Consider the following 23542-nt stretch of genomic DNA (forward strand, 5'->3'; position numbering starts at 1 on the left):
CGCTTGGCTTCGGTGGTGGCCAGGACGAAGACCACGTGGGGGGGCGGCTCCTCCAGGGTCTTGAGCAGGGCGATGAACGCCGGCTCGGTCAGCATGTGGACCTCGTCGATGATGTACACCTTGTAGCGGCCGCGGGCCGGCGCGTAGCGCACGTTCTCCCGAAGGGTGCGGATCTCGTCGATGCCGCGGTTGGAAGCGGCGTCGATCTCGATGACGTCCACGGCGGTTCCGGCCTGGACCTCCTGGCACGCGCCGCAGCGGCAGCACGGCTCCGGGTCGCTCCGGGAGCTGCAGAGAAGCGCCTTGGCCAGGAGCCGGGCCGTGGTGGTCTTCCCGACTCCCCGGGGCCCAGCGAAGAGGTAGGCGTGGGCGACGCGGCCAGAGGCGAGCGCATTTCGGAGCGTGCGGGTGACGGGCTCCTGGCCCACCACAGCCTCGAAGGTCTGCGGCCGCCACTTTCGCGCCAGCACCTGATAGCTCACGGGCCGCTCCACTCGAAGCCGGCGTAGTGGCCGTTGCGGCCGGTATTGTTCCACGCCAAGCCGTGATCCCGGTAGGACGACCGTGTGGCCTTGGCCGCGGCCAGCCGCGTCGAGGCGAAGTGCTTGACGTTCTCAAGCCAGACCTCGGAGTTCCGGTCCCGCCCCTCGATCCCCTCAAGCTCCACGTCCAGCACCTCGGGGATGCTGGCCCAGCGGCGCCGCCCCTCCTTTCCAAAGCGGATCGAAACCACACGGGTCAGTAGCCGTGTCGCGATGAGCGTGGCCAGAAATCCCATCACCCCGCCCGCCTGGCCGGTGAAGATGGTCTCGAGCGCCGTCCGCTGCTCCGGCGTGGCGCGCTCATCGAGGTAGAGCCCCGCGGTCCACTTCCCCTCCCCCATGGCGCCCGGCGTGTGGACCATCATCGCCGCATGGGTGCCATCGAGCCTGATGGCCCCGTACTCCCCGGCCTGGATCTGGAACACCAGGGGGACATCGCAGTGCCCCTCGGTGGGGCGAGCCAGGGCGCCGCCCCGGGCGTCGCGCGGCCCGAGCAGGCACGGGCAGAGGAGCTCGCAGTTGCAGTTTTCCAGGTACTCGCCCTTAATGTGCCATCGCTCCGCCATCCCTGCGTCCCTCCCTCCTCACGCCTACCCGTTTTTCTCCCTGTCCCGCCGGGGGGAGAACCGAGGGGGGCGAAGCCCCCCTCCGAGCATATGGCCGTGCACCCCCCGTCGAACGCTCCCGCCCTGCGATCTCCCCACGGAACCTGCTCCGGTCAGGTACTCCCACGGCACCCGGGAGGGTCGCCTTACCGTTGCTCCCTTCCGGGCCTGGCGGGGTTCGACGATTCCCGTTGCGTGGGGCCCAACCTTCAACGCCGCCCCGTGAGGCTCGATTCAACGCGGGAGGCCCTCGGGAGGGGATTCAACCCCGCTGTAGCGGATTGCGGGTTACAGGGCACCGCTACCTCCCCATCTAGCACGGCCAAGCCGCCGACCGCGTGATCCGGCGCTCCGTCCGCCCTCAGTTGACGAACCTGCGTAGCGTGAACCTGCTGACGTCAATTGTACTCTTGCCGTCCACCACGAGCTGGGCGAGCACTTCGCCGAGCGCCGCGGAGTGCTTGAAGCCGTGGCCGGAGCACGGCGAGGCGATGATCACCTGTGGATAGTTCGGGTGCGCGTCGATCACAAAGCCGAAGTCCGGCGTGACCGTGTAGAGACAGGCCATGGCCTTGATGCAGCGGTTGCCGAGCCCGCGGAGGTACGGCGCCACGTACGTCTCGTACATCGCCCGCACTTCGGCGCCGGTCACCTCGCGGCTGACCGTGTCCGGCGTCGTGCTGGTCTCATACTGCTCGCTGGCGACCTTGACCCCGCCCCCGGGTCCGTCCACGGCGGGAAAGCCATAGATGACCTGGGGGCGATCCGGCACCTCCCAGATGAACACCGGAAACCTCTCCGGCAAAAACGGGGCGACGGTGCCGTTCACGTCAAACCAGTACATGACCTGCCGACTGACGGTAAACACCTGCTCGCCTTCCGGCCCGAGGAGCCGGGGCAGCCAGGGGCCGGCGCTCAGGACGAGGCTCGCCGCGGCGTACTCGCCCCGGTCGGTCCGTACGGTCACCCCCCGCCCGCGGTCTGCGCTGAACCCCGTGGCCCGTTCGCCGAGGGCGAGCCGCGCGCCAGACTTCTCGGCGAGCGCGAGCTGGGCGCGCACGCACTCCTCCGGCCGCAGAAAGCCCGCGTCGGGCTCGTAGTAGCCGACCTCGGCGTCCCGGACGCTGAACTGGGGGAAGCGCCGCCTGATCTGGGGCGCGTCGAGCAACGTGTGCGGGATGCCGTACTTGGCCGCAACGGCCACGGTCCGCTCGAAAAAATTCGAGACGTGGTGATGCGAAAGCTTCGTCGGGCTGGAGATGATCAGCCCGCCCGTGACGGTCAGCAGCTCCTTGCCGGTCTCCCGCTCGATCTCGCGCCAGAGCTCGTACGACCGCAGCGACAGCGGCGTGTACTCCTCCCCCTCGCCGATCGCCTGCCGCGTGATCCGCGTATCGCCATGGGTCGAGCCGTAGACGTGGGGGGGCGAAAACTGGTCGATCCCCAGTACGCGGACCCCCCGCCTGGCGAGCTGGTACGCCGCGGCGCTCCCCATCGCGCCCAGGCCCAGAACGACCGCATCAAAGCTCGCGTCCATCAGGTGCTCACCGGAGGATTCGCAAGTGGCACGCACCCTCGCCCGCGGGACGTGACATGGGCGCGCCCCTCACCGAAGCTGAATGGCGGAGAGGGAGGGATTTGAACCCTCGGTACGCCTTTTGGGCGCACACACGATTTCCAGTCGTGCCAGTTAAGCCGCTCCTGCACCTCTCCACGCGTCCCGTTCGAGCGCGGGCTTTGCCCGCGCAACCCTTCATGGGGGAGGATTTCGGAGGGGGCCCGCCGAGGCCCCCTCCGACTCACTGGCGGAGGGGGAGGGATTTGAACCCCCGAGGGACGTTCTAGCGCCCCTACTCGATTTCGAGTCGAGCGCCTTCAACCGGGCTCGGCCACCCCTCCGGCTTCTGTCGTTACCGCCGAGAGTCAAAGAACTCGCGGAGGAGCGCGCCGCACTCCTCGGCCCGGACCCCGCCCGCCACCTCGGCGCGGTGGTTCAGGCGCGGATCTCCGAGCAGGCGATAGAGCGACTCGGCAGCCCCGGCCTTGGGATCACCAACCCCGAACACCACGCGCGACACGCGCGCGTGGAGGGCCGCCCCGCAGCACATGGCGCAGGGCTCGACGGTCGCATAGAGGACCGCGCCCGGCAGCCGGTAGTTGCCCGCCGCCAGCGCAGCCTCGCGGAGCGCCAGCACTTCGGCGTGGGCCGTCGGGTCCTTCTGGCCGATCGGCGCGTTGCGCCCGCGCCCGATCAGCTCGCCGTCCCGCACCACCACGGCGCCGACCGGAACCTCACCCTCAGCCAGGGCCCGCCGGGCCTCGCCGAGCGCCTCGCGCATCCACCGCGCATCTTCAGCGTCGCGCGCTTCCCGAGGCGTCCCCACCTAAAAGCCCATCGCGGCAAAGCTCGCGCGACCCGGCAGCCCTGACGCCGCAGAATTCAGTGGCGCGCCCAAGAGGATTCGAACCTCTGACCTTCGGATTCGTAGTCCGACGCTCTATCCATCTGAGCTATGGGCGCCGTGGCGGAGAGGCCGGGATTCGAACCCGGGACAGAGGTTTTTGCCCCTGTAACCGCTTAGCAGGCGGCTGCCTTCGGCCAGCTCGGCCACCTCTCCAAGTGGTGAAGCTCTCATACTATAAAGCATTTCCCTCGCGGCGGAAAGCGACGCGCCCCCAGGGCAAAAGCCCTAGGGGAACGAACCTCATGCTCCCGTGGCGGGGCTGAGGGATCGGCGCTCGTGGCGGTGTCGAGCGAGTCTTGATCTGGCCCAGGCCTGAGGCGGGCCGCTGAGGGCTGACCGCCAGGCGGGCGAAAAGCCGGCTCAGGCTCTTGATCGCGCCTCACGCGCCTCGGCAGCGGGAAGGGCTAAAAGAGCGTGAGGTAGGTATCGATCTCCCACCTGCTCACGGTGTTGTGGTAGCGGACCCACTCCTGGCGCTTGACTCTTAAGAATTCCTGCGTCAGTTCGGCGCCTAAAGCCGATTGAACCACGTCGTCTTCGTCCAGTGCCTGGAGGGCTTCGGGAAGGCTCTGGGGGATGAACTGGAGCTTGCGCGCCTTGACCTCCTCCAGCGACAGCTCGTAGAGGTTGCCGAGGTTCGGCTCGCCCGGGTCAAGCTTCCGCCGGATGCCATCGAGGCCGGCAGCGATGAAGGCTGCCATCCCGAAGTAGGGGTTCACGGCTCCTGACACCACCCGGCACTCGAAGCGCCCAGGCTCAGGCGTCCGGAACATCTGGGTGCGGTTGTTGTCCCCATAGCTGATACAGGCCGGGGTCCAGGTGAAGCCTGACGCCGCACCGGTCAGGAACTCCCCGACGGAGAGGCGCTTGTAGTCATTGACCGTCGGCGCCACCACACAGGTGAGGGCCCGGGCATGGGCGATGAGACCACCCAGGAAGTGGTAGGCAAGCTGGGACATCCCGAGCCCCCGCCGGTCCTTCTCGTCGAGGAAGAGGTTCCGCTTGCCCTCAGGGTCCCAGAGCGAGAAATGGAAGTGGCTTCCGCTCCCCGTGAGGTGGGCGAAGGGCTTGGGCATATGGGTGGCGATGGCGCCGAAGCGCCGGGCCACCTGGCTTGTCATCATCTTGAAGAAGGTGTAGCGGTCAGCCGTCGTGAGCGCGTCGGCGTAGCGCCAGTTGATCTCGAACTGGGCGTTGGCGTCCTCGTGGTCGGAGGCATAGGGCTCCCAGCCGAGCTGCTCCATGTAGCGGACCAGGGTCCTGAGGTAGCCCATGTTGGCGGCCAGGCTCTTGAAGTCGTAGCAGGGCTTGGCCATGGTATCGATGCGGTCGGGGTCGAAGAGGACAACGGAGCCGTCTTCCTTCCGCTGCACGAGGAAGTGCTCCGCTTCCACGCCCACCATCATCGTGTAGCCCGCGCGCCTGAGTTCTTCCACGGCCCGCCTCAGAACTGTCCGGGCACAGTAGGGCCACTCCTTGCCGTCCACGTGGATGTCGCAGGCAAAGCGGGCGACCCCCTCCTCCCAGGGGACAAGGGTGTAACTGGCGAGATCAGGAACTGCGATCATGTCGTGGGAGTGGGGGCCCTGGCCCATCCCCCAGACCGCGGCCCCCGCAAATCCGGCGCTCCCCGCGAGAAAGTCATCGAAGGCCCGCGCCGGGACCCCCTTGCAGCGCGGCGTGCCGTGGAGATCCACGTACTGGGCCAGGAGGTAATCCACCTTGTCCTTCTTCAGCAGTTCCTTCGTCCCCTCCTTGAGCCGTTCCTTCGTCTCGTCCTTAGTCATGGGGATTCCCTCCACGTCATTAAAGCAGGCCGACGACCTACCCCTTCCCGTTCCCCTCAGTGAGAAACCGCCGCCGCCGCCTTCTCGCCCACGAGCCGGTCTTCCCAGAAGCGTGTGATGGAGAAGGGCTTCAGCACCTCTGGAGTCCTCCCTGTGGCGATCAGCTCAGCGATTCGCTTGCCCGAAACCGGGCCCGCCTTGAAGCCGTAGGTGCCCCAACCCACGTCGAGAATGAACCCCTTCAGCCCTGGTACTTCCCCCATGATCGGGCTGTAGTCCGGGGTCATGTCGCAGACACCTGTCCACTGGCGCAGGACTCGCACCTCCCTGAGGCAGGGGAACAGCTCAAGGGTGTGGGCCGCCGTAGCCTCCAGGAACGGCAGGGTGGACTTGTAACTGTACGAGCTGTACGGATCGATCTCTGAGCCGATCACGAGTTCGCCCCGATCTGTCTGGCTGACGTACACGTGAAGATTGGCGGAGACGATCACCTTGTCGAGGAACGGGGTGAGCGGCTCGGTGACGAAGGCCTGGAGCGGGTAGGTGACGATAGGAAGTTTGAGCCTCACGAGCTTGGCGACGGTGGAACAGAAGCCCGCGGTAGCATTGACGACGGTGCCGGCCCTGATCTCGCCCCGGGTGGTGTGGACCGAGGTCACCTGGCCGTTTGAGGTTCCGATCCCGATAGCCTCGGTAAAGGGGTGGATCGCGATCCCCATCCGGTCCGCGCCCCGGGCATAGCCCCAGACCACGGCGTCATGCCTGATGATCCCGCCGGGAGCGTGGTAGAGCGCGGCCAGAATCGGGTAGCGGGGCCGCGGGGAGATGTCGATGGCCGGGACGAGCCGCTTGATCTCGGCAGGCCAGATCAGGCGGCTGTCTACTCCCATGAGCTGGTTGACCTCAGCCCTGACCCGGAGGCCGTTCACCGCGGAGTCGGTATGGGCCAGGGTGAGGTGACCCTGCTGGGAAAAGAGAACGTTGTACCCCAGCTCGGCCGAAAGCTCCTCGTAGAGCCGGACTGACTCGTCATAGAAGACCACGCCCTCGGGCGTCCGGTAGTTGGAGCGGATGATCGCGGTGTTCCTGCCGCTGGCCCCGCTCCCGATGTAGCTCTTTTCCAGCACGGCCACGTCCCTCACGCCCAGCCTTCCCAGGTAGTACGCCGTCGCGAGCCCGTGGACGCCGGCGCCGATGATGACGACCTCGTAGCGGTCCTTGAGCGGCCGGGCGCTCCACATCCGCTCGCGCTTCAGGAGCTGCCACATGGCTTAGCGCGCCTCGTTAAATTCGGCCTTCATATCAGTGCAGCAGTCTCTCGGTCTAGGATTCGCAATGCATTCTGGATAAGTTCAACCTCTCGTGCTTCAAAATATGGTTCGCCGCACTGGATGCAGACCCAAGCTGGGATAGCATCCCAGATGACGTGGTAGCCCTTGCGGCTAATGCTGAAGGGCGCCGTGGCTTTCTCCATCCGGCTTTTACAATGGATGCATTCCATCCCTATAGCCTCCTCTTGAAGTCGGCTGACCACCGTTGTGGATCGGGAATGTAGGCCGTAATGACAGCGAGGTATTCCATCTTCGGAGCGCACGCCACATGCAGGGGTCGCCCGCCATCGCCAAAGCCGAGGAGAAGGCAGCTGGGACCTCGCGGGTCCTCAAGATACTCTTCCACCGGTTCGCCTGTTGCCACCACGTCGCGAACTTCGGCCGGCGTGATCATTCGCTCTGGAAGGGACATCTGCCGGATCGCATGCGGCGTGAAGAGAATCCGCTTACTTGCGGCAGCCCTCACCTCTTCCAGGATGCCAGCCGACATAAATCCTCATACCCTGGTCGGTGCTCAAATTATGAAGCCACAAAGCCCGCTTTCCGTCGGGTTTGGGATCGTGACGACAACATCACCCCGCACCATGAACTGATGTCGGCCTCCTGAAAACGGTCCCTCAAAGCCCAGAATTCGCAACCCACGGATCAGCTCCCGGCGACTGATCGGCCCCCAGCGCGGCATCAGCCCGCTTTCTTCACTTTCACCGCAATTTTCCCGAGTGGCGGAACAGCCAGACCCTTAGCTACCCGCACCAGCACCCATTCCTCTACTACCTCGGCGAGCTGATTCCGGCACGCCTCAAACGTCTCACCGGTGGCCAGCACGCCTCGCAGGCGGGGAACTTCTCCGTAGAAGGTGCCGTCCTCCAACTTGTCGTAACGCGCGCTTCTTAGCGCCTTCTCTAAGTATTGTCGAATCATGGTGGTTTCTCCCTGGTATTTAGCTAAGCTGCGTTGCTCGGTTGAATTTTGTAGATCCTCAGATAATGGTCCTGTGCGAGGTTCGCAGACGCAATTCCGTATAGAGTAGCAGGCCCGGGCCATTCTCCCATGGAATCAAGAAAGGTCGCAGACCGGTCCCTGAAGAAGTCGCTTCGCAGTTTCAGATGTGTTCCTTCCCTGAGGCCAAAGACCTCCGAGAGGCCATTCCGAGGATTCGCTAGATAACCTGCGAGCTCTTTATCGGTTAGGTACACCAGGTACCGGCCGATCTGCCAGGGCAACTTGAGCAGCCGGACGAAATCGGCAAAAGTTGCACCAGCCTTCTGAGGCATCGGCTGATTTGTCCCTCCTGGATTTGCTCTGTCGTATTTAAACTCAATCGCGATCTTAGGCGACCGGTCAGCACCCACAATAACCGTGTCGATTCGCGCGCGTCGGATCGAAGGGTGCGGGTACTCCAAAACAACCTGCTCAGGGCGCACATCGGTCCGTAGTAATGCGGCGAAAAACGTGTAGCGGACACTATCCTCCGTGGTTAAAACGCCCACATCAAAACGGTGCCGCAGAAGCCCCAGAAATTCCCTAACGGCATTTAGCATCAAAGCTTTCATTGTCGCTGACATCTTTCCCTTAGAAGCAATCGACGGATCCGGTCAATCCTGCCTTCGAGGCCGCAGGAGGCGCTCGGCTGCCATGCCAAAGGGAATGAGCCCGAGGGCTGCGCCTGCGGTTCGGACGGCCTCCCACCCATACTGAGTGTGCTCACGTCCCAGGAGCAGGCGGTAGGCCGGGAGCCGACCCCAGTCATCACGAACGATGATGGCATGAACCCTGGCGAGCCCGCCCTGAGAGCACGCCTCGTTGGGGAAAATATGGGGACGGAGATCCAGTGAGGTGAGCTTCGCGAGGACCTCCCTTGCCCTTGGGCCCACGAGAGTGAAGGCTGATATAGCCGAGGTCACGTCGGTCAGGTGAGCGCAGCCCACCGCCTGGCTCAGCGTCTGGAGCATAGCCTCAGCGACAGATCCCTGGCGTCCCGGCGGGGTAAGGATGAGGTAGTGATCGGGCCTGAGACGAAGAACTGAGAGTTGAGCGTGAGAACCGAAGCCGTCCAAGACCCGCTCGACCTCGCGCCCCTTGAGATCCAGCTTCCCGATCGCGCTCACATCCTGGAGCCCAACGCCTTGCCTCACCTTCTCGGCCTCTACGTCAGGGTCGGCGAACGCCTCCACGAGGCGCCACTCCCCGTCCTCCACCCACCGCGCGCCGAGGCCCTGATGCGCGCGGTAGAGGGCGCTGACCTTGAAGGGACGGAGAAGCGACGTCGCCACGGGCTAGCTCCTGAGGCGCTTCCCGTCCGGGTCATAGAACGGCTTTGTCACCAGCCGCCCGACGTGGATCCGGCCCTCAGATCTGATCCGAAGCTCGCCCCCGGCCACAGCCATCTCGGGCGGCACCCAGGCCATCCCGATGGTGCGGCCGAGGACAGGGCTCCACTTGGCGCTCGTGACCCGCCCCACAGGGAAGCCGTCAGCCACCACCGCGTCGCCTTCGCCGGGGACCGTCGAGGTCAGCATTTCAAAACCCACCAGCCGCTGACGCAGCCCTCCGGCCCTGACGCGTGCCAACGCGGCCCGGCCGATGAAGTCTGGCTTGTCCAGCTTCACGACCCAGCCCATGTCCACCTCCAGGGGATTGCTGAGGGCGTCGGTGTCGTGGCCCGGGATAATGTGGAGCTTCTCCAACCTGAGCACCCGCTGAGCTTCCACGCCAAAGGGGGCGATGCCGAACTCCCTACCGGCCTCCATCAACGCCTCCCAGAGGTACTCCCCATACTCTGCGGGGAAATGCATCTCGTACCCCAGCTCTCCCACGAAGCCAATTCTCAGGATGAGGACCGGGATTCCCGCGACCTTGCCCTGGACCGCGGCCAGATATGGGAGCGCCTCGGGGGAGAGATCGAGGTCGGTGAGTCGCGCGAGCACCTCCCGGGACTTGGGGCCGGCCAGGTTGATGGCAGCGAGGCCGCCGGTTACGTCAGTCACGTGGACGCAGCGATCGCTGCCGGCGAGCCACCAGTTGAGCCACTCCTCCACCATCTCGAGGCTCCCGCTCCCCGTAGTGAGGAAGAAGTGGTCCTCGCCAAGGCGAGCCACTGTCCCGTCATCCAGGATGATCCCGGCGTCATCAAGCATCACCCGATAGCGGACCCGTCCCACCTTGAGATCGCTGAAGCGGTTGGGGTGGATCCAGTCGAGAAACTGAGCGGCATCCTTGCCTTTGATGTCGAGCTTCCCGAGCGTGCTCACGTCGATCAGCCCCACGCGCTCATGGACAGCCCGGCACTCGGCCTCCACAGAGGAGTAGACAAGGGGGCGCTTCCAGGCGCCCATGTCCATCCACGTGGCGTCCAGCGCGGCGTGAAGGTGGTGGAGGGGGGTGAGCTTCACAGGCTGGTGGGTCGGGCCGGCCAGAACGCCCAGCGGGACAGGCTTGACCGGTGGGCGGGCCGTGGTGGTCCCGGTCTCTGGGAGGCTCCGCCCGGTGAGGGTGGCGCAGATCCCGATGGAAGAGAGGTGGCACATCTTCCCCTGGCAGGGGCCCATGGTCACCGTGGTGTAACGTTTGAGAGTTTCGATGTGGTCGAAGCCCTCCTGGATCGCATCGGCCAGATCCTTTTCGGTCACGTCCTCGCAGAGGCAGACGAAGCGCTTGGGCCTCTGGTGAGGGACGCTCACGAGGGAACGGACCGCCAGCGGCTGGCTGGCCTCCCTTTCCAGGGCGCCAGCAAGAGCCTGGTCTCTCTGGTCGCCGGCGCCGAGGGAGAGAGCCGCCGTGAGCCCCGCGAGGCGGCCGTCGCGCTGGATGGCGGCAAGGCCGTGGGCTCCTGTGACCTCGCCTGCGGCGAAGAGCCAGGGTGGGAGGTCTTCCGGGAAGAACGCGCCGAGATCTGCGCGATAGCGAAGCCGCGCGCCGCCCTGAGCAAGAAGGGCTGAGTCCGGCTCCCAGCCAGTGCTCAGAGCGATGAGGTCACACTCAACAATCCGCTCCGAGCCCGGGATGAGCCTGGCACCTTCGGCCAAACGGACTAGGACCGCGGCTTCCACGCGCTTGCGGCCTCGGGACTCCAAGATCGTGTGACCGGAGAGCACTGGGACTCCGGCCTCACTGAGGTCCCTGAGATCGGGGCGGTCCGGAGGGCCGGGGCGCGCATCAGCCACTGCCGCAACCTCGAGCCCCACGGCGAGGAGTTCCCGGGCGAGGCTCAGGCCCCGGTCGCTGTTGGCGACCACGAGGACACGCCGTCCGGGCTGGACCCGGTAGAGCGCCGTCAGGCGCTGAAGGCCTGCGCCAAGGAAGACTCCGGGGCGGTCGTTGTTCTGAAAGACGAGCGGGGTCTCGAACCCTCCTGTGGCGACAACGATCCGCTGGGCCCTGACCTTGATCAGACGCTCCCCCTGGGCCACTCCGAGGAGCCGGCCCTCGTAGAGCCCGAAGGCCAGAGCTCCGGCGAGATGGCGGATTTTGGGCTCGCCCCGGACGAGGTGAGCAAGGTGCCGGGCGAGCGCATACCCAGGCTGCTCGCCCTCAGAAGGGAGGAGCTGCCACTGGAGATGACCACCCAGGGTTGGCTCGTCGTCGATGAGGAGGACCTCCACACCGAGCCGGGCGGCCTCGAGGGCCGCGGCGATCCCGGCAGGGCCGCCGCCGACGATGGCGAGGTCTGTGTGGAGATGAACGTGCTCCCCGCGGCCCTCGGGCTCTCGCGCGATATCCAGGTGGCCGAGGCCGGCGAGGTGTCTCAGCACGTTCTCGTAGGTAGGCCAGCGCCAGGTGGGATGGATGAACGTCTTGTAGTAGAAGCCCACGGGGAGGATCCGGTCCAGCTTGTCGAAGCCCGCGAAGAGATCGCGCTCGATGGAGGGCCAGGCGTGCTGACCGAGGACCCTCATCCCCTGACGCGCGGGCTCGATGCAGGTCCTGACGTTCGGCGTTCCGTCTACCTCCATGAGGCAGTTGGGGCAACGGCCCGCCACGCAGAGGAGCCCGCGCGGCCGATGGTACTTGAAGCTCCGGCTGAAGGTCCTGACCCCCGCGGCATAGAGGGCCGCGGCCACGGTCTCCCCTTCGTAGGCCTCAACCGGCCGCCCCTCGAACGTGAAGGTAATGGGCTTCCCCCGATTAACCCGTTGCGAGGGATGCGCAGGCAGGCGCGCGTCGCTCACGTGAAACTACTCCGCGGCCTGTCGAGCGCCGGCTTCGCCGGCGCAACCCTCCGGGGGTAGGTTCGGAAGGGGGGCGGAGCCCCCCTCCGAGGGAGTCTCCACGGGGCTGAAGACCTGAAGCACGGTGTTGCTGCGCGTATCCCGGACTGCCAAGAACCAGGCGCGGCAGCCTAGGCGGTGGTACCACCACTCCTTCTGTGCTCCGGCCTCGTTGGCCCGAAGGTAGAGGTAGTCGACCCAGGCCTCGGGAGGGGCCTCTGGGCCTGGCCGCTTCTGATACTCGCCTCCAAAGCGGAACTCGTAGACATCCCGGGGGCCGCAGTTGGGGCAAGGAAGCAGAACGGACACGCACCTACCCCGATGCGTGCTGCCCTTCGCCCCCGGGCACCCAGTTGGTCCCGACCAGGGGGATCCCGGTGATGGCGGAAGCCTCGACAGTCAACGCGCGCAGGTCTTCGGGCTCAAGGTCGTGGACATCCGCCTTCCCGCAGGCCCGGGCCAGCATCTGAATCTCGAGCGTCATCGCGTGCAGGAAATTGGCGACGCGCTCGGCCGCCTCAGGGATCGGCAGACGCTTCATCAGCTCCGGATCCTGGGTAGTGATCCCGACCGGGCAGCGACCGGTATGGCAGTGGTGGCAGGCGTAGGGCTCGGTCCCGAGCCGGTGATAGTCTTCGACATAAAGCGATTTATTGCAGTTGAGAGCGATCAGCGCTGCCGTGCCGATGTAGACCGCGTCGGCTCCAAGGGCCAGGGCCTTGGCAGCGTCAGCTCCGCTCCGGATCCCCCCGGCGATGATGAGCTGCACCTCGCCGTAGAGCGCCATATCCTCCAGCGCCCGCCGGGCCTCACAGACCGCTGCCAGCGTGGGAATCCCCGTGTGGTTCTGGAGGAGTTCGGGGGAGGCACCGGTGCCACCCTCCATCCCGTCCACCACGATCACGTCGGCCCCAGCCTTCGCGGCGAGCTTCACGTCGTCGTAGACCCGCGTGGCCCCCATCTTGACAAAGACGGGGACCTGCCAGTCGGTGGCCTCCCGGAGCTCTTCGATCTTGATGATCATATCGTCGGGGCCAAGCCAGTCGGGGTGGCGCGCCGGGCTTCGCTGATCCACGCCCTCCGGCAGGTCTCGCATCCGCGCGATCTCGGCCGAGACCTTCGAGCCGAGGAGCACACCTCCCGTTCCCGGCTTGGCTCCCTGGCCCACGGTGAGCTCGATCCCGTCAGCCACCTTCAGGTGGTGGACATCTATCCCGTAGCGGCTCGGGAGAACCTCATAGATGAGGATCTTCGAGTGCTCGCGCTCTGCCGGGAGCATGCCGCCGTCTCCGGTCGTCGTTGATGTCCCCACCTTCGAGGCGCCTTGGGCCAGAGCCACCTTGGCGTTGTAGGAGAGCGCGCCGTAGCTCATCCCGGTGATCATGACCGGAATTTCGAGCTCGATGGGTCGCTCGGCGAAGCGGGTGCCCAACACGGTCTTGGTGCTGCACTTCTCCCGGTACCCTTCGAGCGGGACGCGGGTGAGCGTGCAGGGCAGGAAGGTGAGATCGTCCAAGGACGGGAGCGGGCGGTCCCGCAAGGTCCCAAACCCCCGGATCCGGTACCGCCCGAGCTCGGCCTTGACCTGGATGTCTTCGATGACGTCCGGCGAGAAGATCCCGCTGGGGCGAAGAACCCGCCTGTCTCTTACAGAGCTTGCTTCCATAGTTCAAAATCCTTCTTGTCAAAGTTCCAGAGCTTGCGCCCCGCCACGACCTTCTTGAGCGGTCTCGGGACCGCGAGAGCGAAGCGGTCCAGCGTGGCCCTGAGGGCGGCCAGCTCGGCAGGGCTGGGCTCGTGGATCACGGCGTCGTTCCCCAACTCCGCGATCTGGCCGGCGATGAACACTTCAGCTTCATACATGGAATCGGCGAGGGCTTCGTCAGCATCGCCGAGGATAATGATGGTCCCCTTCTGGGCCATGAAGCCGGTCATGTAGCCGGCGTTCCCCTGGATGATGAGGCACCCGCCCTTCATCGAGATCCCGGCCCGCGCCGCCGCATCGCCCCTGATCACCACCGTGCCCCCACGGATGGAGGCCCCGGCGCCATTCCCCGCGTTGCCCTCCACGATCACGGTGCCGTCCATCATGCACTCGGCAACCCCCCAGCCAGCCGAGCCCTGGATCTCTACCGTGGGGCCGTCGATCATTCCGGCGCAGTAGTACCCGACGCTCCCCTCGATGCGGATCCTCACTGGCCGGAGAATTGCGACCGCCAAGTTGTGCCGGGCCCGGGGGTTGAGCAGGGTGATCTCGCGCGCTCCCGCCTCGATCAACCGGTGGACCTCCCGGTTGATCTCCCGGGTGGTTTTCCCCTCGCAGTCCACGGTGGCCACTGTCGGACTCAGGCCACCTGACGTCGGCTGCGCGGGGGCAGGGACCAGACCCGGACCTGCCGATTCGAAGGCTCCAGGGTTTGGAGCTTCATCTCAAAGGTCGTGCTGAGCGCGATTTCCTCATTGGCCAGGGCAACGAAGTCATCGGTCTCAGCGACGATGAGAGGCTTGAGGCAGAACCGGTCCTTGGCGTAGCCGAGGGCGTCTGCGGTGGCGGCGAGATAGGAAAAGCTGCCGTCCAGGTCGCTCACCGAGGCCCGGAGCGCTTCGTCCAGCGGGAGGCCTTGGCCCATGCGCTGGGCCAGATAGACACCGATCACCTCTGAGTCGTTCTCCGTGTAGAAGCGGGTCCCCCGCTGCGCGTACCGGCGGCGGAGCTTGTGGTAGTTGGTGATGTGACCGTTGTGGACGATCGCGAGGTCGAGGGCTCCGTGAGCCCAGAACGGTTGCGAGTGGGAGAGGTCCACACGGCTCTCGGTGGAGAGGCGCGTGTGACCGATGCCGTGGCTCCCGCGGAGGGCGGAGAGTCGGAAGGTGGTCTCCAGGTTGGCCGGCGGGCCCAGCTCTTTCATGATCTCCAGGCGTCGTCCTACACTCACGACCTCTACCTCGGGATGAACTGTCTCCAGGGCGGCCTCGAACGCCCGGACTTCTCCGAGCGCGTCCACGACCAGGCGGAGGTAGTGGCCCTGGATCTCCGCGGCTGCCACCTGGGCAAAGGCCCGAGCGCACTCCGTCACCTGGGCGGCGCGCGGCGCCAGGTCGCCACGCTCGCCGAGCTTGACCCGGACCGCGAACCCCTGAGGGTCACCGTAGAGGGCGGCGCCCGCAGAGTCAGGGCCGCGTCGTCCCAGAGCGGTGAGCAGCGAGAGGAGGATCTTGCCGATCGGCGCCTCCCCGTCGGAGCGCTTGTTCAGGAAACCGACGATACCGCACATAGCCTGCCTCTCCCGGGCTAGGCGCCCGAGTAAAAGAGGCGCTGCCGATCGGCGATCTCTTCGAATCGCCTGAGGCGCCCCTCGGTCTTGGCCTGGTTCTTCACGCTCACCTGGACCAGGAGGGCTGTGAGCAGGACCTGGGGAGCGCAGAAGGAATCGACGAAGGAGACCACCTCGGCCCGCGCCGGGACGACCACGTCCGCCCGCTTCGCGAGGGGGGAGAGCACGCTGTCGGTGATCGCGCCCACCAACACTCCCTCGCGGCGGGCGAAGTCCACGATCTCCAGCGTCTCCCGCGGGTAGCGGGGGAACCCGATGGCGATCAGGACGTCGGCAGCACCAACCACCGAGAGGGGATCAAAGGCCATGTCGCTGCCGTTCGTGATGGTCACGACCGGGTTATGGATTTTGCTCAGATGGTAGCCGAAGTACCGGGCCAGGGCCGAGGAGGCCCTGAGCCCCACCACGAAGACCCGCTCGGCCTTGGCGATGAGCCCCGCCAGGCGGTCCAGGTCGTCCAGCGAGGTGTCCTTGAGGAGGCGGGAGAGGTTCTCAATCTCACGCCGGACGAGCGAGTGGAGCAGATTCGGCCCCCGGCGCCTCAAGTGCGCGGCGAAGAGATCGGTGCCGGTGAGGTCTTCCTGAACGATCTTGTGGAGGTGGCGGCGCAGGGCCGGGTACCCGTCGTAGCCCAGGGATGCGGCGAAGCGGATGACCGTGGACGGGCTGATCTCGAGCTCGCTCGCCACCTCGGCCGCCGTCATGAACGCGGCCTTCCGGTACTCCTCCAGCAGAAAACTGGCGAGCGCAGCCGGCTTCCCGGACAGGCGGCCCCCTTGTTGCTTCAGGCGCTGGATCAGGAGACTTTTCGGCGAGAGACGCGGTCTGTCAGGGGACACTCTCCCCTCCCATCGGGAGCCAAACGGGACAGCAAGCTTGTATTAAAAGTTGCACAAACAACCGGTTATGAAATTTTTCTGTCATTCTTGTCAGTCGGGTGGCGGTTGTCAAGGGCCTTTTTAAGGGAAGGCAGAAGCTTGACACCGGCCGCGCCCCGTCATAGCTTTCCCGTATGGTCGCCTCCACGCCGGTGCGCGCGTGAAGCCCGGAGGCCACCTTGCCACGGCCCTGGCCCTGGGCGGTGCGGGCTACGTGGTCACGGGCTCGGCAGAGCTGGCCGGCGGGTGCTTTGCCGGCGGTTTCCTGATCGACGCGGATCACTACCTCGACTACCTGGCCTTCGAAAGACAGTGGCGCCGCCCCGGACCGACCGAGTTCCTCCGATACTACTTCAGGCATCGCTACCAGCGCATCGTCCTCGCGCTCCATTCTCTCGAGCTGCTGGTGACGCTCGCGCTGCTCAGCGTGGCCTGGCCACGCCCCGCGCTCCTCGGCTACCTCTTCGGGGCGCTGCTCCACGTCACCCTGGACATCCTGGTGAACGGTGAGCATCTGCTGAAGCGCCCGGTGCTCTTCTACAGCTTCGCCTATCGCGCCAGCCTGGGCTTCGCGACCGCGCGCCTCCAGACTCCTCTCGTGATCCCTCCCGAGGCCGGGCAGGCGCCGATCCGCGAGTTCTTCACCTGGCGCCACCTGGTCCGACCCGTTCAGCCGGAGCATCAAGGCGGCCAGCGGCAGCCGGAACAGCCGCCCGCCCATCCCTGAGGCGGCCCTGTAGTACAATCCCGGGCAAGGGTGGAAGCCGAAGTATGGACCGAGCCATCCTCTACAACAAGGACAGTTGACCCACCTGCGCCAGCGCGAGGGAGTTTCTCTCGCAAAAGGGGATCGCCTACGAGAGCCACCTGGTCGAGCAGGCCCCGGTGGACCGGGCGGCCACCCTGGCGCTGGCCCGGGGCGCCCGACGGCTCGTCGTCAAGGCGGGTCAGCAGACCCTGAGGTTCGACACGCAGCAGAACTCCATTACCGACAACCAGATCCTGGAGTACCTGGTCCACGACGACGGCTTCCTCCGCGTGCCCGTCCTGGTGCTCGGGGACCTGCTGGTGCGCGGCTACACGGAGGAGATCTACCGCGAGGTGCTCGGATGACGCCTCCGAGTCCGAGCGCGGGCTTTGCCCGCGCAATTGACTCGGGCCTCGCGCGGCGGGTGGCCTGCCTCGCGGCATGGCCGAACCCGCCACGCTCGAACCATCATCATGGGGGAGGATTCGGAGGGGGCTGCCGAGGCCCCCTCCGATTCACACAAGGAGCCGGCCGATGATCCTCAAGGAGACCGAGCGGTCCGTCTACCTCGACGTGTCCAGGATCGAGTGGCAGCCCACCAAGTACCCCGGCGTCGAGACCAAGGTGCTCTATGCGGACGCCTCGGGCCGGCAGACGGCCCTCGTCCGCATGGCTCCCGGCGCCCGGCTCCCCAACCACCGTCATGTCGGCGTCGAGCAGAGCTTCGTCCTGGAGGGCACGCTCGTTGACGACGACGGCGCCTGCACCGCGGGGAATTTCGTCTGGCGCCGGCCGGGCTCGATCCACACCGCGTGGAGTCCCGACGGCTGCATCGTCCTCGGCATCTTCGAGCAGCCGAACGAGTTCCTCGCCTAGGGAACCCGGAGGGGGGCTACGCCCCCCTTCCGGACCTCCCCCCGAGGAACTTGCGCGGGCGAAGCCCGCGCTCGAAGGCATTACTCCGACAGGCTCCCAGGCCGCCCGGGGGGTGCACCCTCGCGCCCCGGTCTCGCGTCGGGGCGAGGACCGCGCACGAGCACCGGCGGCACTCCAGTTTCCGGTTGTCCACGACGCCGTGTTAAGTTAGTCTCTAGTGCGTTCGCCGCCAGCCGTTGCCCGGGGTGGGTACGCCGCAGTCCAGGAGGAAGCCGTGCGGCCTGACTCAAGCGGATTGACAGACGCGGTGCGACTCGCCGTCCTGGTCCTCGCGCTCGGCGGATGCGCCAGCCTTTCAGCCGCCCCCGACCCCACCGCGGAGCTCCGCGACCTCGCGTCCCCCGGCGCGATCGCGGCTGACGGTCAGGATGAGGACGCTGGCCAGCGGCCGGCCACGGCGGCCGACGCAAGCGGCGAGGAAACCCCCTGGATCCCGGCGGCCATCGCCGAAATGAGCCTGCTCGCCCAGACGACGGCGAAGAGCCCACCCGCCGACGTCGAGATCGAGGAGTACGACCCCTGGGAGTCGTTCAACGAGAAAATGTTCGAGTTCAACCGCTGGCTGGACCGCTGGGTCCTCAAGCCGGCTGCCAAGGGCTACAACTACGTCCTCCCCGAGCCCGTGCAACAGCTGATCTCCAACGGCTTCGACAACATCCGCACGGTCCCGCGCTTCGTGAACAGCCTGCTCCAGGGCAAGTTTGCCGGCGCGGGCCGCGAACTGTCGCGGTTCCTCATCAACAGCACCCTTGGCGTCGGCGGGCTCTTCGACGTCGCCAAAACGGAATTCGACATCGCGGCGAGCAACGAGGACGCCGGCCAGACCCTGGGAGTGTGGGGGATGGGGCCCGGGCCTTATCTCGTGCTGCCCTTCCTGCCCCCGCTGACCGTGCGCGACGGCCTCGGCTACGCCGTCGATGGGGCGATGGATCCTCTTGTCTACGTCCTACCCTTCGTCTGGGACCGCGCGGGGATGAGGATCGGCGACACCATCAACGATCGCGCGCTCAACCTCGACCTCTACCAGGGGTTCGAGGAGACCACGGTCGAGTTCTACAGCGCCCTCCGCAACGCCTACCTTCAGCGCCGCCAGAAGCTCATCAGGGAGTGAGCGCGACCACGCCAGCGAAAATGAGCCTAGGGAGGCTAGCGACATGAAAGGCATCGTCACAGCGCTCGCATTAGTCGCCGCTCTGCTTTCCGGCTGCGCCTCCGTGCCTGGCACCTCTCTGGAAATGACCGCACAGTTGGAATGCGAACGGTACGGCGCGGTCTGGCGGGCCGCTCTGGCGTTCTGTGAAGTTCAGGCGGGCGGCGACCACCGATAGCACTTTCCGTGCGCCCGCGAGCAATCACATAGACGACCCTCCAGCGATCAGCCGCTGAGCCACGGCGTCTCAGCCCCGGATAACTCGGTCGACGCGGGCGACCGGCCCTTACCGAGGATCTGTGGCCCGGCGCACACCACCGGGGATTATTCGGACTGAGCCCTCGGGGGAGAGAATCACGAGCGGCGGGACGGAAACCTCGCGGTCGGATATCCGGTGCTCCCAGTGGGCAGGGACGCGCACGACTCCGGATTCACCCGGGATCGACACGAACCGCTCAGGCACCCAGAGGCTTCCGGAGCGAGGCAGCTCACGCTCCGGCTGCGGCAGCACGACCCTAGGCCTCATTGCCGAGGCTCGCACCTGGTCCAGGAGCCGCGACATCGGCGTGGCGGTCCCTGCCGTGGCTGCGGCTCTGATCTGCTCGAGCGTGCCCGACAACGACAGAGCGCCGCCAGCCTGCAGCAGCAACAGCCCGCCCGCGAGCAAACCGCATCCTCGCGCGCCGATTCCGCTTCTCACTCCAACCCGACTCCGGGTAGTCATTGATTACCTTGATTCCCCCGCAGAGGGCCCCCTGGCGGTCTTCGGGCTCAAGTCGGCCATGTCGGCGAGTGGGTCCCGAGCGGCACTGAGGGACGCCCCCAGTAGCCCGGCGTCTCTGAGAGCTGGGCCGCCGGGGCGACGCATTGGAGCTGGCCGAAGGGAGACTCCGCCACCTGGAGAAGATCCTCGATGTCCCCGAGCGTGAGCTCGGGAGTGCCGTGGCCAGTCACCCGGCCCAGCCGATCGATCCACCGTCCCGTCTGAGCGAGCGAGACCCGCACGAGGTAGCTGCCGCCTTCCCGCGCCCGCCGCGCCAGCGCCACCATCGCGCCGAAGGCCGCGAGGTAGCCGGTCGCGTGGTCGAGCGCCTGCGCCGGGAGGTGCTTCGGCGCAGCGGTCCCGGTCGCCACGCCACCCTCGTGGGCGATGCCGCTCACGGACTGGACCAGGCTGTCGAACCCTCGCCGCTCCCGCCACGGTCCGGCGTGGCTGTAGGCGCTGACTGTGACGTAGACGATGCCGGGCCGCAGCCGCGCCACCTCCTCGGGTAAGAAGCCGTGAGCTGCCAGCGCGCCCGGACGGTACGACTGGGCGAAGACGTCGGCCCGGCGGACCAGGGCCCGCAGCCGGTCGGCCCCGCCCGCCCGGCGCAGGTCCAGGTAAGCGGACAGCTTCCCGCGCCCGTTGTCCATGACGTGCATGTCGATATGCGGCAGGTGCTCCGCGGTGATGAGGAGCACCTCCGCGCCGTGCTCGGCCAGCGTGCGCCCGCACACGGGCCCGGCGATGACCCGCGTCAGATCGAGGACTCGCACCCCGGACAGCGGCCGGCCGCCGTCCCCGCAGGGCTCGGGCGGAGCATCACCTAACTTGATGATTTCGAAAACTGGCAACTGGTCCACCGCCTGGGCCTGCGGGTGCTCTCGCCATTCCTCGGCAGCGCGCACCATCCCGGCGCACAGTCCGGCGGCCGCCAGCGCGTCCTCGAGCTCTCCCGCCTTCCACCCCGGAACCGCGGCCGCCACCGCCTCGCGCGTCCCATCGCACCCGAGGAGGCGGACCACACCGTCGCGGTGGTGGGGGAAGTTGCAGTGGAGCTGGATCCAACGCCCGTCGCCGACGCGGTAGAAGCCGGAGATGGGGCCCCACGCGTCCGGAGGCGTGCGCCCGTCAACCCGGAGATAGCGCTCGCTGCGGAACGCCACCGCCGCGGCGCGGGCGTCCACCGCGACCCGCTGCCGTCGGCCGGTGCGGAGGCGCCAGAGCTCCGCGGCCGCCAGCCCCGCCGCCGCGATGGTCGCCGTCGCGGCCGTCCCGATCTTGAAGTTGGTCGGCAGGACCGGATCGCCGCCCGTCAGCCGGGTGCATTCGAGCGCGGCGGGATCGCAGTCGGCCCAGCTCCACAGTTGCGCGAGCGCAGTTGCTGCTTCGCTCATGTGGCGCGAGCCTTCCCGTCTAGCAGGCCGTCCCGGTAAACCGCGCGGCCTGGCTGAGCCACACCGTCGAGTTCATGATCTTCCACTCCGAGCGCGCACCCACTTCGCGGGTACCCCGGCCGCGCAATCAACTCGGGCCTCGCGCGGCGCGACCCGCCTGCGGCCGGAGCCCGCTCCCTCGCGGCATCGAGCGCGGGCTTTGCCCGCGCAATGAACTCGGGCCTCGCGCGGCGGGTGGCCTGCCTCACGGCATCGAGCGCGGGCTTTGCCCGCGCAAGCTTGGAGGGAGGTATCGGAAGGGGGGCGAAGCCCCCCTCCGAATAATGGCCGAACCCGCCACGCTCGAACAGCAATGGGGGAGGTCCGGAAGGGGGGCGGAGCCCCCCTCCGGGTTCCCTAGCGGCGGGCGATGTAGGCTTCCCGGATGATGTTCGCCTCCATCGCGAGCTCGTCCAGGCGGTGCTTGACCACATCGCCGATGCTGACGATCCCGCGGAGCTTCCCGTCTTCGACCACGGGAATGTGGCGGACCCGATAGCGCGTCATCAGGGCCATGACCGTCGTGACGCTGTCCTCCGGCGTGCAGGTGATGACGGATCGGCTCATCACCTGGGAGACACGGAGCCCCGACAGCTTCGCTCCATGTTCGGCGAGGGCGTGGACGATATCACGCTCCGCGATCAGGCCCAGGATCGTGGTCCCGTCTTCGCTGACGACCAGGGCCCCTATGCCTTTCGACTTCAGTTCCCACGCAATGGTTGACAGAGTCGTGTCGGGCGGTGTCGTCGAGACGCTGGCGCCCTTGGCCTTCAGGATCGCTGCCACCTTCATGGTCCGCCCCTCCCTCTCCGGTCACCACCGCCGGCTCACGGCCCGAACCCGCGACCCAGGTTCAGTCACCCCGTCCGGGCTGATCCGATTCTAACTCCACGCGGAAGCGGATGCACCTCTCCTCGGCTTCCTAAACTCGTGAAGACCCTCACAAGGCGCAAAGATCCGGCTTGTTTCAACCATCCAGAACGCTTCGAATAGAGGAGAAAGGAAACTGGACCCCATCCTGATCTTGCTGGCACTGTTCGTGTTCCCGCTTCCGTGGGTGCTCTTGTTGCGAACATGGGTATTCCCCCATCCGGGGTTGGACGATTGGATCGACTCCATTTGCGCCTCGACCGCCTTTGGAATCGGGCTGCTTTACCTCGTGAGCACGGCTTCCTTGAACGCGTTCTTACCCGTTTGGGGCGGCAGCCGCGCCGCTGAGACCAGGGTAAGCTGGGGGTAAAACCACAGTCGATGCTTCAGCCGGGTGACCGGGTTCGCGTTGAGTGCTACGCTGGTAGCCGGGGAGGCGAGACCCCGCGGCGCTTCTGGGCTGACGACCGCTGGGAAGAGCTGATCGTCCTCGACGGCTGGGCCAGCGAGGACATCCGGGCGGCGACACGGACGCGCTGGTTCAGGGTTCGCCTCCACACGGGCGTGGAAGGCCTGCTCTGTCACGACGAGAGCCTGGACCTCTGGTTCTGGCGACGGGCGGGGGCCTTGCCGGCAAGGGAGTGAGGGACGTGAGAGAGACGCGGCGATCACTGAGCCGAGCGCTCTGGGTTCTGACGGTCGCCCTGACTTCCGGGTGCGTCGCACCCACGGCCGTACCGGGACCCGAGCCGACGCTCGCCTGGCGCCATACGGCTCGCCAGTGTTACGCGGATGTCAACGCCCGGCGGGCTGTCGTGTATCAAGCGCCCTATCACGAAGGTCGTGGGGCGCTCTTGGGCCGGGCTGCCTGCGACCAGTACGTGGAAGACATGGAAGCGGAGGAAGCGCGGCGGCAGGCCAGGGCCTCGGGACCCGCGCCGCAGGTTGACCGCGAAACCGACCTCGAGCAGCGCCTCGGGCGGCTGGAGGCCGAACTCGAGCAGGAAAAGGAGCGGGTGGCGGGGGCGCGCGCGCTGGCGGAGGAAGCAAGCCGGGCAGCCCAACAAGCCCTTGCTCGGGCCGCCGAGGTCCGGACCCAGCGCCACCTCGTGTCGACCGCCGTCGTCACCTTCGGGTTTGACAAGTGGGAGCTGGACGAACGGGCCCGGAGCAAACTGCTGGGGGTGGTGAAGCAGCTCAAGGAGAAGTCCAGCCTGGTCGTGGACCTCGAGGGACACACCGACGCCGTGGGCCCGGCGCCCTACAACCTCGAGCTAGGCCGGCGCCGGGCGGAGGCCGTCCGGCGCTTCCTGGTGGAGCACGGGCTCGACCTCCACCGCATCCATTCGATCGCGTTCGGAGAAGCTCACCCGGTGGCCGACAACAGCACCGCAGCCGGGCGCGCCGAAAACCGCCGAAGCGCCGTAAAAATCTTCGCGCTGGCCCCCTGAGCGCCCCGCCCAGCAGCCCCGCGGCTCTTCGGCCGGGC

At 66.8% G+C, this 23542-nt stretch carries 26 protein-coding genes, 4 tRNA genes and 1 other RNA gene; 7 read left to right on the forward strand and 24 right to left on the reverse strand.

The features are described from left to right. The 22 genes from dnaX to HY726_03390 form a co-directional block, all read right to left on the reverse strand. Positions 1 to 482: DNA polymerase III subunit gamma/tau (gene dnaX, locus HY726_03285; protein ID MBI4608018.1), on the reverse strand; the 482-nt coding region annotated here is incomplete at its 3' end. Continuing rightward, positions 479 to 1108 (reverse strand): DUF1326 domain-containing protein, encoded by a 630-nt coding sequence (locus HY726_03290; protein ID MBI4608019.1) that lies wholly within the window; start codon positions 1106 to 1108, stop codon positions 479 to 481. The genes dnaX and HY726_03290, both read right to left, overlap by 4 nt. Before the next feature lie 94 nt (positions 1109 to 1202). After that, positions 1203 to 1469: signal recognition particle sRNA large type (gene ffs / locus HY726_03295), an RNA gene on the reverse strand. A gap of 39 nt (positions 1470 to 1508) precedes the next feature. Then, positions 1509 to 2684 (reverse strand): N-methyl-L-tryptophan oxidase, encoded by a 1176-nt coding sequence (gene solA / locus HY726_03300; protein ID MBI4608020.1) that lies wholly within the window; start codon positions 2682 to 2684, stop codon positions 1509 to 1511. Between the two features lie 83 nt (positions 2685 to 2767). Next, positions 2768 to 2860: transfer RNA gene (locus HY726_03305), tRNA-Ser, on the reverse strand. 90 nt (positions 2861 to 2950) lie between these two features. Next, positions 2951 to 3046, reverse strand: a tRNA-Ser gene (locus HY726_03310). 11 nt (positions 3047 to 3057) lie between these two features. After that, positions 3058 to 3486 (reverse strand): nucleoside deaminase, encoded by a 429-nt coding sequence (locus HY726_03315; protein MBI4608021.1) that lies wholly within the window; start codon positions 3484 to 3486, stop codon positions 3058 to 3060. A gap of 105 nt (positions 3487 to 3591) precedes the next feature. Continuing rightward, positions 3592 to 3668, reverse strand: a tRNA-Arg gene (locus HY726_03320). A 2-nt stretch (positions 3669 to 3670) separates the two neighbouring features. Beyond that, positions 3671 to 3765 (reverse strand) — tRNA-Ser (locus HY726_03325). Positions 3766 to 4016: 251 nt separating this feature from the next. Further along, positions 4017 to 5399 carry a type III glutamate--ammonia ligase gene (glnT, locus tag HY726_03330; GenBank protein ID MBI4608022.1) on the reverse strand — a complete coding sequence of 461 codons (1383 nt, stop codon included), beginning with the start codon at positions 5397 to 5399 and terminating at the stop codon, positions 4017 to 4019. A 56-nt stretch (positions 5400 to 5455) separates the two neighbouring features. Continuing rightward, positions 5456 to 6667, reverse strand: a complete 1212-nt coding sequence (locus HY726_03335) for an FAD-dependent oxidoreductase (protein ID MBI4608023.1) — start codon at positions 6665 to 6667, stop codon at positions 5456 to 5458. Between the two features lie 29 nt (positions 6668 to 6696). Next, positions 6697 to 6900 (reverse strand): YgiT-type zinc finger protein, encoded by a 204-nt coding sequence (locus HY726_03340; GenBank protein MBI4608024.1) that lies wholly within the window; start codon positions 6898 to 6900, stop codon positions 6697 to 6699. Between the two features lie 2 nt (positions 6901 to 6902). Continuing rightward, positions 6903 to 7220 (reverse strand): DUF4258 domain-containing protein, encoded by a 318-nt coding sequence (locus tag HY726_03345; protein ID MBI4608025.1) that lies wholly within the window; start codon positions 7218 to 7220, stop codon positions 6903 to 6905. A gap of 191 nt (positions 7221 to 7411) precedes the next feature. Continuing rightward, the gene (locus HY726_03350; GenBank protein ID MBI4608026.1) at positions 7412 to 7651 is read right to left on the reverse strand and encodes a type II toxin-antitoxin system HicB family antitoxin; all 240 of its coding nucleotides are present in this window, start codon (positions 7649 to 7651) and stop codon (positions 7412 to 7414) included. A 23-nt stretch (positions 7652 to 7674) separates the two neighbouring features. Continuing rightward, a complete protein-coding gene (locus HY726_03355) occupies positions 7675 to 8283 on the reverse strand; it encodes a hypothetical protein (GenBank protein MBI4608027.1) in 609 nt (202 codons plus the stop codon). 42 nt (positions 8284 to 8325) lie between these two features. After that, the gene (locus HY726_03360; protein MBI4608028.1) at positions 8326 to 9003 is read right to left on the reverse strand and encodes a hypothetical protein; all 678 of its coding nucleotides are present in this window, start codon (positions 9001 to 9003) and stop codon (positions 8326 to 8328) included. 3 nt (positions 9004 to 9006) lie between these two features. After that, a complete protein-coding gene (locus HY726_03365) occupies positions 9007 to 11898 on the reverse strand; it encodes a (2Fe-2S)-binding protein (GenBank protein MBI4608029.1) in 2892 nt (963 codons plus the stop codon). A 6-nt stretch (positions 11899 to 11904) separates the two neighbouring features. Further along, positions 11905 to 12246 (reverse strand): sarcosine oxidase subunit delta, encoded by a 342-nt coding sequence (locus tag HY726_03370; protein ID MBI4608030.1) that lies wholly within the window; start codon positions 12244 to 12246, stop codon positions 11905 to 11907. 4 nt (positions 12247 to 12250) lie between these two features. Continuing rightward, the gene (locus HY726_03375) at positions 12251 to 13603 is read right to left on the reverse strand and encodes an FMN-binding glutamate synthase family protein (protein MBI4608031.1); all 1353 of its coding nucleotides are present in this window, start codon (positions 13601 to 13603) and stop codon (positions 12251 to 12253) included. Next, positions 13585 to 14274, reverse strand: coding sequence for a glutamate synthase (locus tag HY726_03380; GenBank protein MBI4608032.1), 690 nt, complete (start codon positions 14272 to 14274; stop codon positions 13585 to 13587). The genes HY726_03375 and HY726_03380 overlap by 19 nt, the downstream gene beginning before the upstream one ends. Positions 14275 to 14282: 8 nt before the next feature. Continuing rightward, positions 14283 to 15212: a glutamine phosphoribosylpyrophosphate amidotransferase gene (locus HY726_03385; GenBank protein MBI4608033.1), complete on the reverse strand. Its 930-nt coding sequence runs from the start codon at positions 15210 to 15212 to the stop codon at positions 14283 to 14285. Positions 15213 to 15229: 17 nt separating this feature from the next. Further along, on the reverse strand, positions 15230 to 16111 hold the full coding sequence (locus HY726_03390; protein ID MBI4608034.1) for a MurR/RpiR family transcriptional regulator: 882 nt from the start codon (positions 16109 to 16111) through the stop codon (positions 15230 to 15232). Between the two features lie 199 nt (positions 16112 to 16310). Here HY726_03390 and HY726_03395 point away from each other — a divergent pair, with 199 nt between their 5' ends. The 5 genes from HY726_03395 (at position 16311) to HY726_03415 (ending at position 19162) form a co-directional block, all read left to right on the forward strand. Beyond that, positions 16311 to 16877 carry a hypothetical protein gene (locus tag HY726_03395; GenBank protein MBI4608035.1) on the forward strand — a complete coding sequence of 189 codons (567 nt, stop codon included), beginning with the start codon at positions 16311 to 16313 and terminating at the stop codon, positions 16875 to 16877. A 158-nt stretch (positions 16878 to 17035) separates the two neighbouring features. Next, complete coding sequence (locus HY726_03400; protein MBI4608036.1) at positions 17036 to 17263, forward strand: hypothetical protein; 228 nt, start codon at positions 17036 to 17038, stop codon at positions 17261 to 17263. Between the two features lie 169 nt (positions 17264 to 17432). Further along, complete coding sequence (locus HY726_03405) at positions 17433 to 17774, forward strand: cupin domain-containing protein (protein MBI4608037.1); 342 nt, start codon at positions 17433 to 17435, stop codon at positions 17772 to 17774. Positions 17775 to 18048: 274 nt separating this feature from the next. After that, on the forward strand, positions 18049 to 18945 hold the full coding sequence (locus HY726_03410) for a VacJ family lipoprotein (GenBank protein MBI4608038.1): 897 nt from the start codon (positions 18049 to 18051) through the stop codon (positions 18943 to 18945). 43 nt (positions 18946 to 18988) lie between these two features. Continuing rightward, positions 18989 to 19162 (forward strand): hypothetical protein, encoded by a 174-nt coding sequence (locus HY726_03415; protein ID MBI4608039.1) that lies wholly within the window; start codon positions 18989 to 18991, stop codon positions 19160 to 19162. 593 nt (positions 19163 to 19755) lie between these two features. On the opposite strand, the gene HY726_03420 is transcribed toward HY726_03415, so the two are convergent. Further along, positions 19756 to 21144 (reverse strand): CoA transferase, encoded by a 1389-nt coding sequence (locus tag HY726_03420; GenBank protein MBI4608040.1) that lies wholly within the window; start codon positions 21142 to 21144, stop codon positions 19756 to 19758. A 396-nt stretch (positions 21145 to 21540) separates the two neighbouring features. Continuing rightward, complete coding sequence (locus HY726_03425; GenBank protein ID MBI4608041.1) at positions 21541 to 21975, reverse strand: CBS domain-containing protein; 435 nt, start codon at positions 21973 to 21975, stop codon at positions 21541 to 21543. A gap of 459 nt (positions 21976 to 22434) precedes the next feature. On the opposite strand from HY726_03425, the gene HY726_03430 reads away from it, so the two are divergent. Both HY726_03430 and HY726_03435 read left to right on the forward strand, forming a co-directional pair. Continuing rightward, positions 22435 to 22698 (forward strand): hypothetical protein, encoded by a 264-nt coding sequence (locus HY726_03430; GenBank protein MBI4608042.1) that lies wholly within the window; start codon positions 22435 to 22437, stop codon positions 22696 to 22698. A gap of 5 nt (positions 22699 to 22703) precedes the next feature. Next, positions 22704 to 23504, forward strand: coding sequence for an OmpA family protein (locus HY726_03435; protein MBI4608043.1), 801 nt, complete (start codon positions 22704 to 22706; stop codon positions 23502 to 23504). Positions 23505 to 23542 lie beyond the last annotated feature (38 nt).

This window comes from Candidatus Rokuibacteriota bacterium (assembly GCA_016209385.1).
Taxonomy (GTDB): domain Bacteria; phylum Methylomirabilota; class Methylomirabilia; order Rokubacteriales; family CSP1-6; genus JACQWB01.

Bases quoted from the DNA above. Each gene is read 5' to 3' on its own strand.
- HY726_03290 (MBI4608019.1), bottom strand. From the start codon at position 1,108: ATGGCGGAGCGATGGCACATTAAGGGCGAGTACCTGGAAAACTGCAAC.
- solA (MBI4608020.1), bottom strand. From the start codon at position 2,684: ATGGACGCGAGCTTTGATGCGGTCGTTCTGGGCCTGGGCGCGATGGGG.
- HY726_03315 (MBI4608021.1), bottom strand. From the start codon at position 3,486: ATGCGCGAGGCGCTCGGCGAGGCCCGGCGGGCCCTGGCTGAGGGTGAG.
- glnT (MBI4608022.1), bottom strand. From the start codon at position 5,399: ATGACTAAGGACGAGACGAAGGAACGGCTCAAGGAGGGGACGAAGGAA.
- HY726_03335 (MBI4608023.1), bottom strand. From the start codon at position 6,667: ATGTGGCAGCTCCTGAAGCGCGAGCGGATGTGGAGCGCCCGGCCGCTC.
- HY726_03340 (MBI4608024.1), bottom strand. From the start codon at position 6,900: ATGGAATGCATCCATTGTAAAAGCCGGATGGAGAAAGCCACGGCGCCC.
- HY726_03345 (MBI4608025.1), bottom strand. From the start codon at position 7,220: ATGTCGGCTGGCATCCTGGAAGAGGTGAGGGCTGCCGCAAGTAAGCGG.
- HY726_03350 (MBI4608026.1), bottom strand. From the start codon at position 7,651: ATGATTCGACAATACTTAGAGAAGGCGCTAAGAAGCGCGCGTTACGAC.
- HY726_03355 (MBI4608027.1), bottom strand. From the start codon at position 8,283: ATGAAAGCTTTGATGCTAAATGCCGTTAGGGAATTTCTGGGGCTTCTG.
- HY726_03375 (MBI4608031.1), bottom strand. From the start codon at position 13,603: ATGGAAGCAAGCTCTGTAAGAGACAGGCGGGTTCTTCGCCCCAGCGGG.
- HY726_03385 (MBI4608033.1), bottom strand. From the start codon at position 15,212: ATGTGCGGTATCGTCGGTTTCCTGAACAAGCGCTCCGACGGGGAGGCG.
- HY726_03405 (MBI4608037.1), top strand. From the start codon at position 17,433: ATGATCCTCAAGGAGACCGAGCGGTCCGTCTACCTCGACGTGTCCAGG.
- HY726_03415 (MBI4608039.1), top strand. From the start codon at position 18,989: ATGAAAGGCATCGTCACAGCGCTCGCATTAGTCGCCGCTCTGCTTTCC.
- HY726_03420 (MBI4608040.1), bottom strand. From the start codon at position 21,144: ATGAGCGAAGCAGCAACTGCGCTCGCGCAACTGTGGAGCTGGGCCGAC.
- HY726_03425 (MBI4608041.1), bottom strand. From the start codon at position 21,975: ATGAAGGTGGCAGCGATCCTGAAGGCCAAGGGCGCCAGCGTCTCGACG.
- HY726_03430 (MBI4608042.1), top strand. From the start codon at position 22,435: ATGCTTCAGCCGGGTGACCGGGTTCGCGTTGAGTGCTACGCTGGTAGC.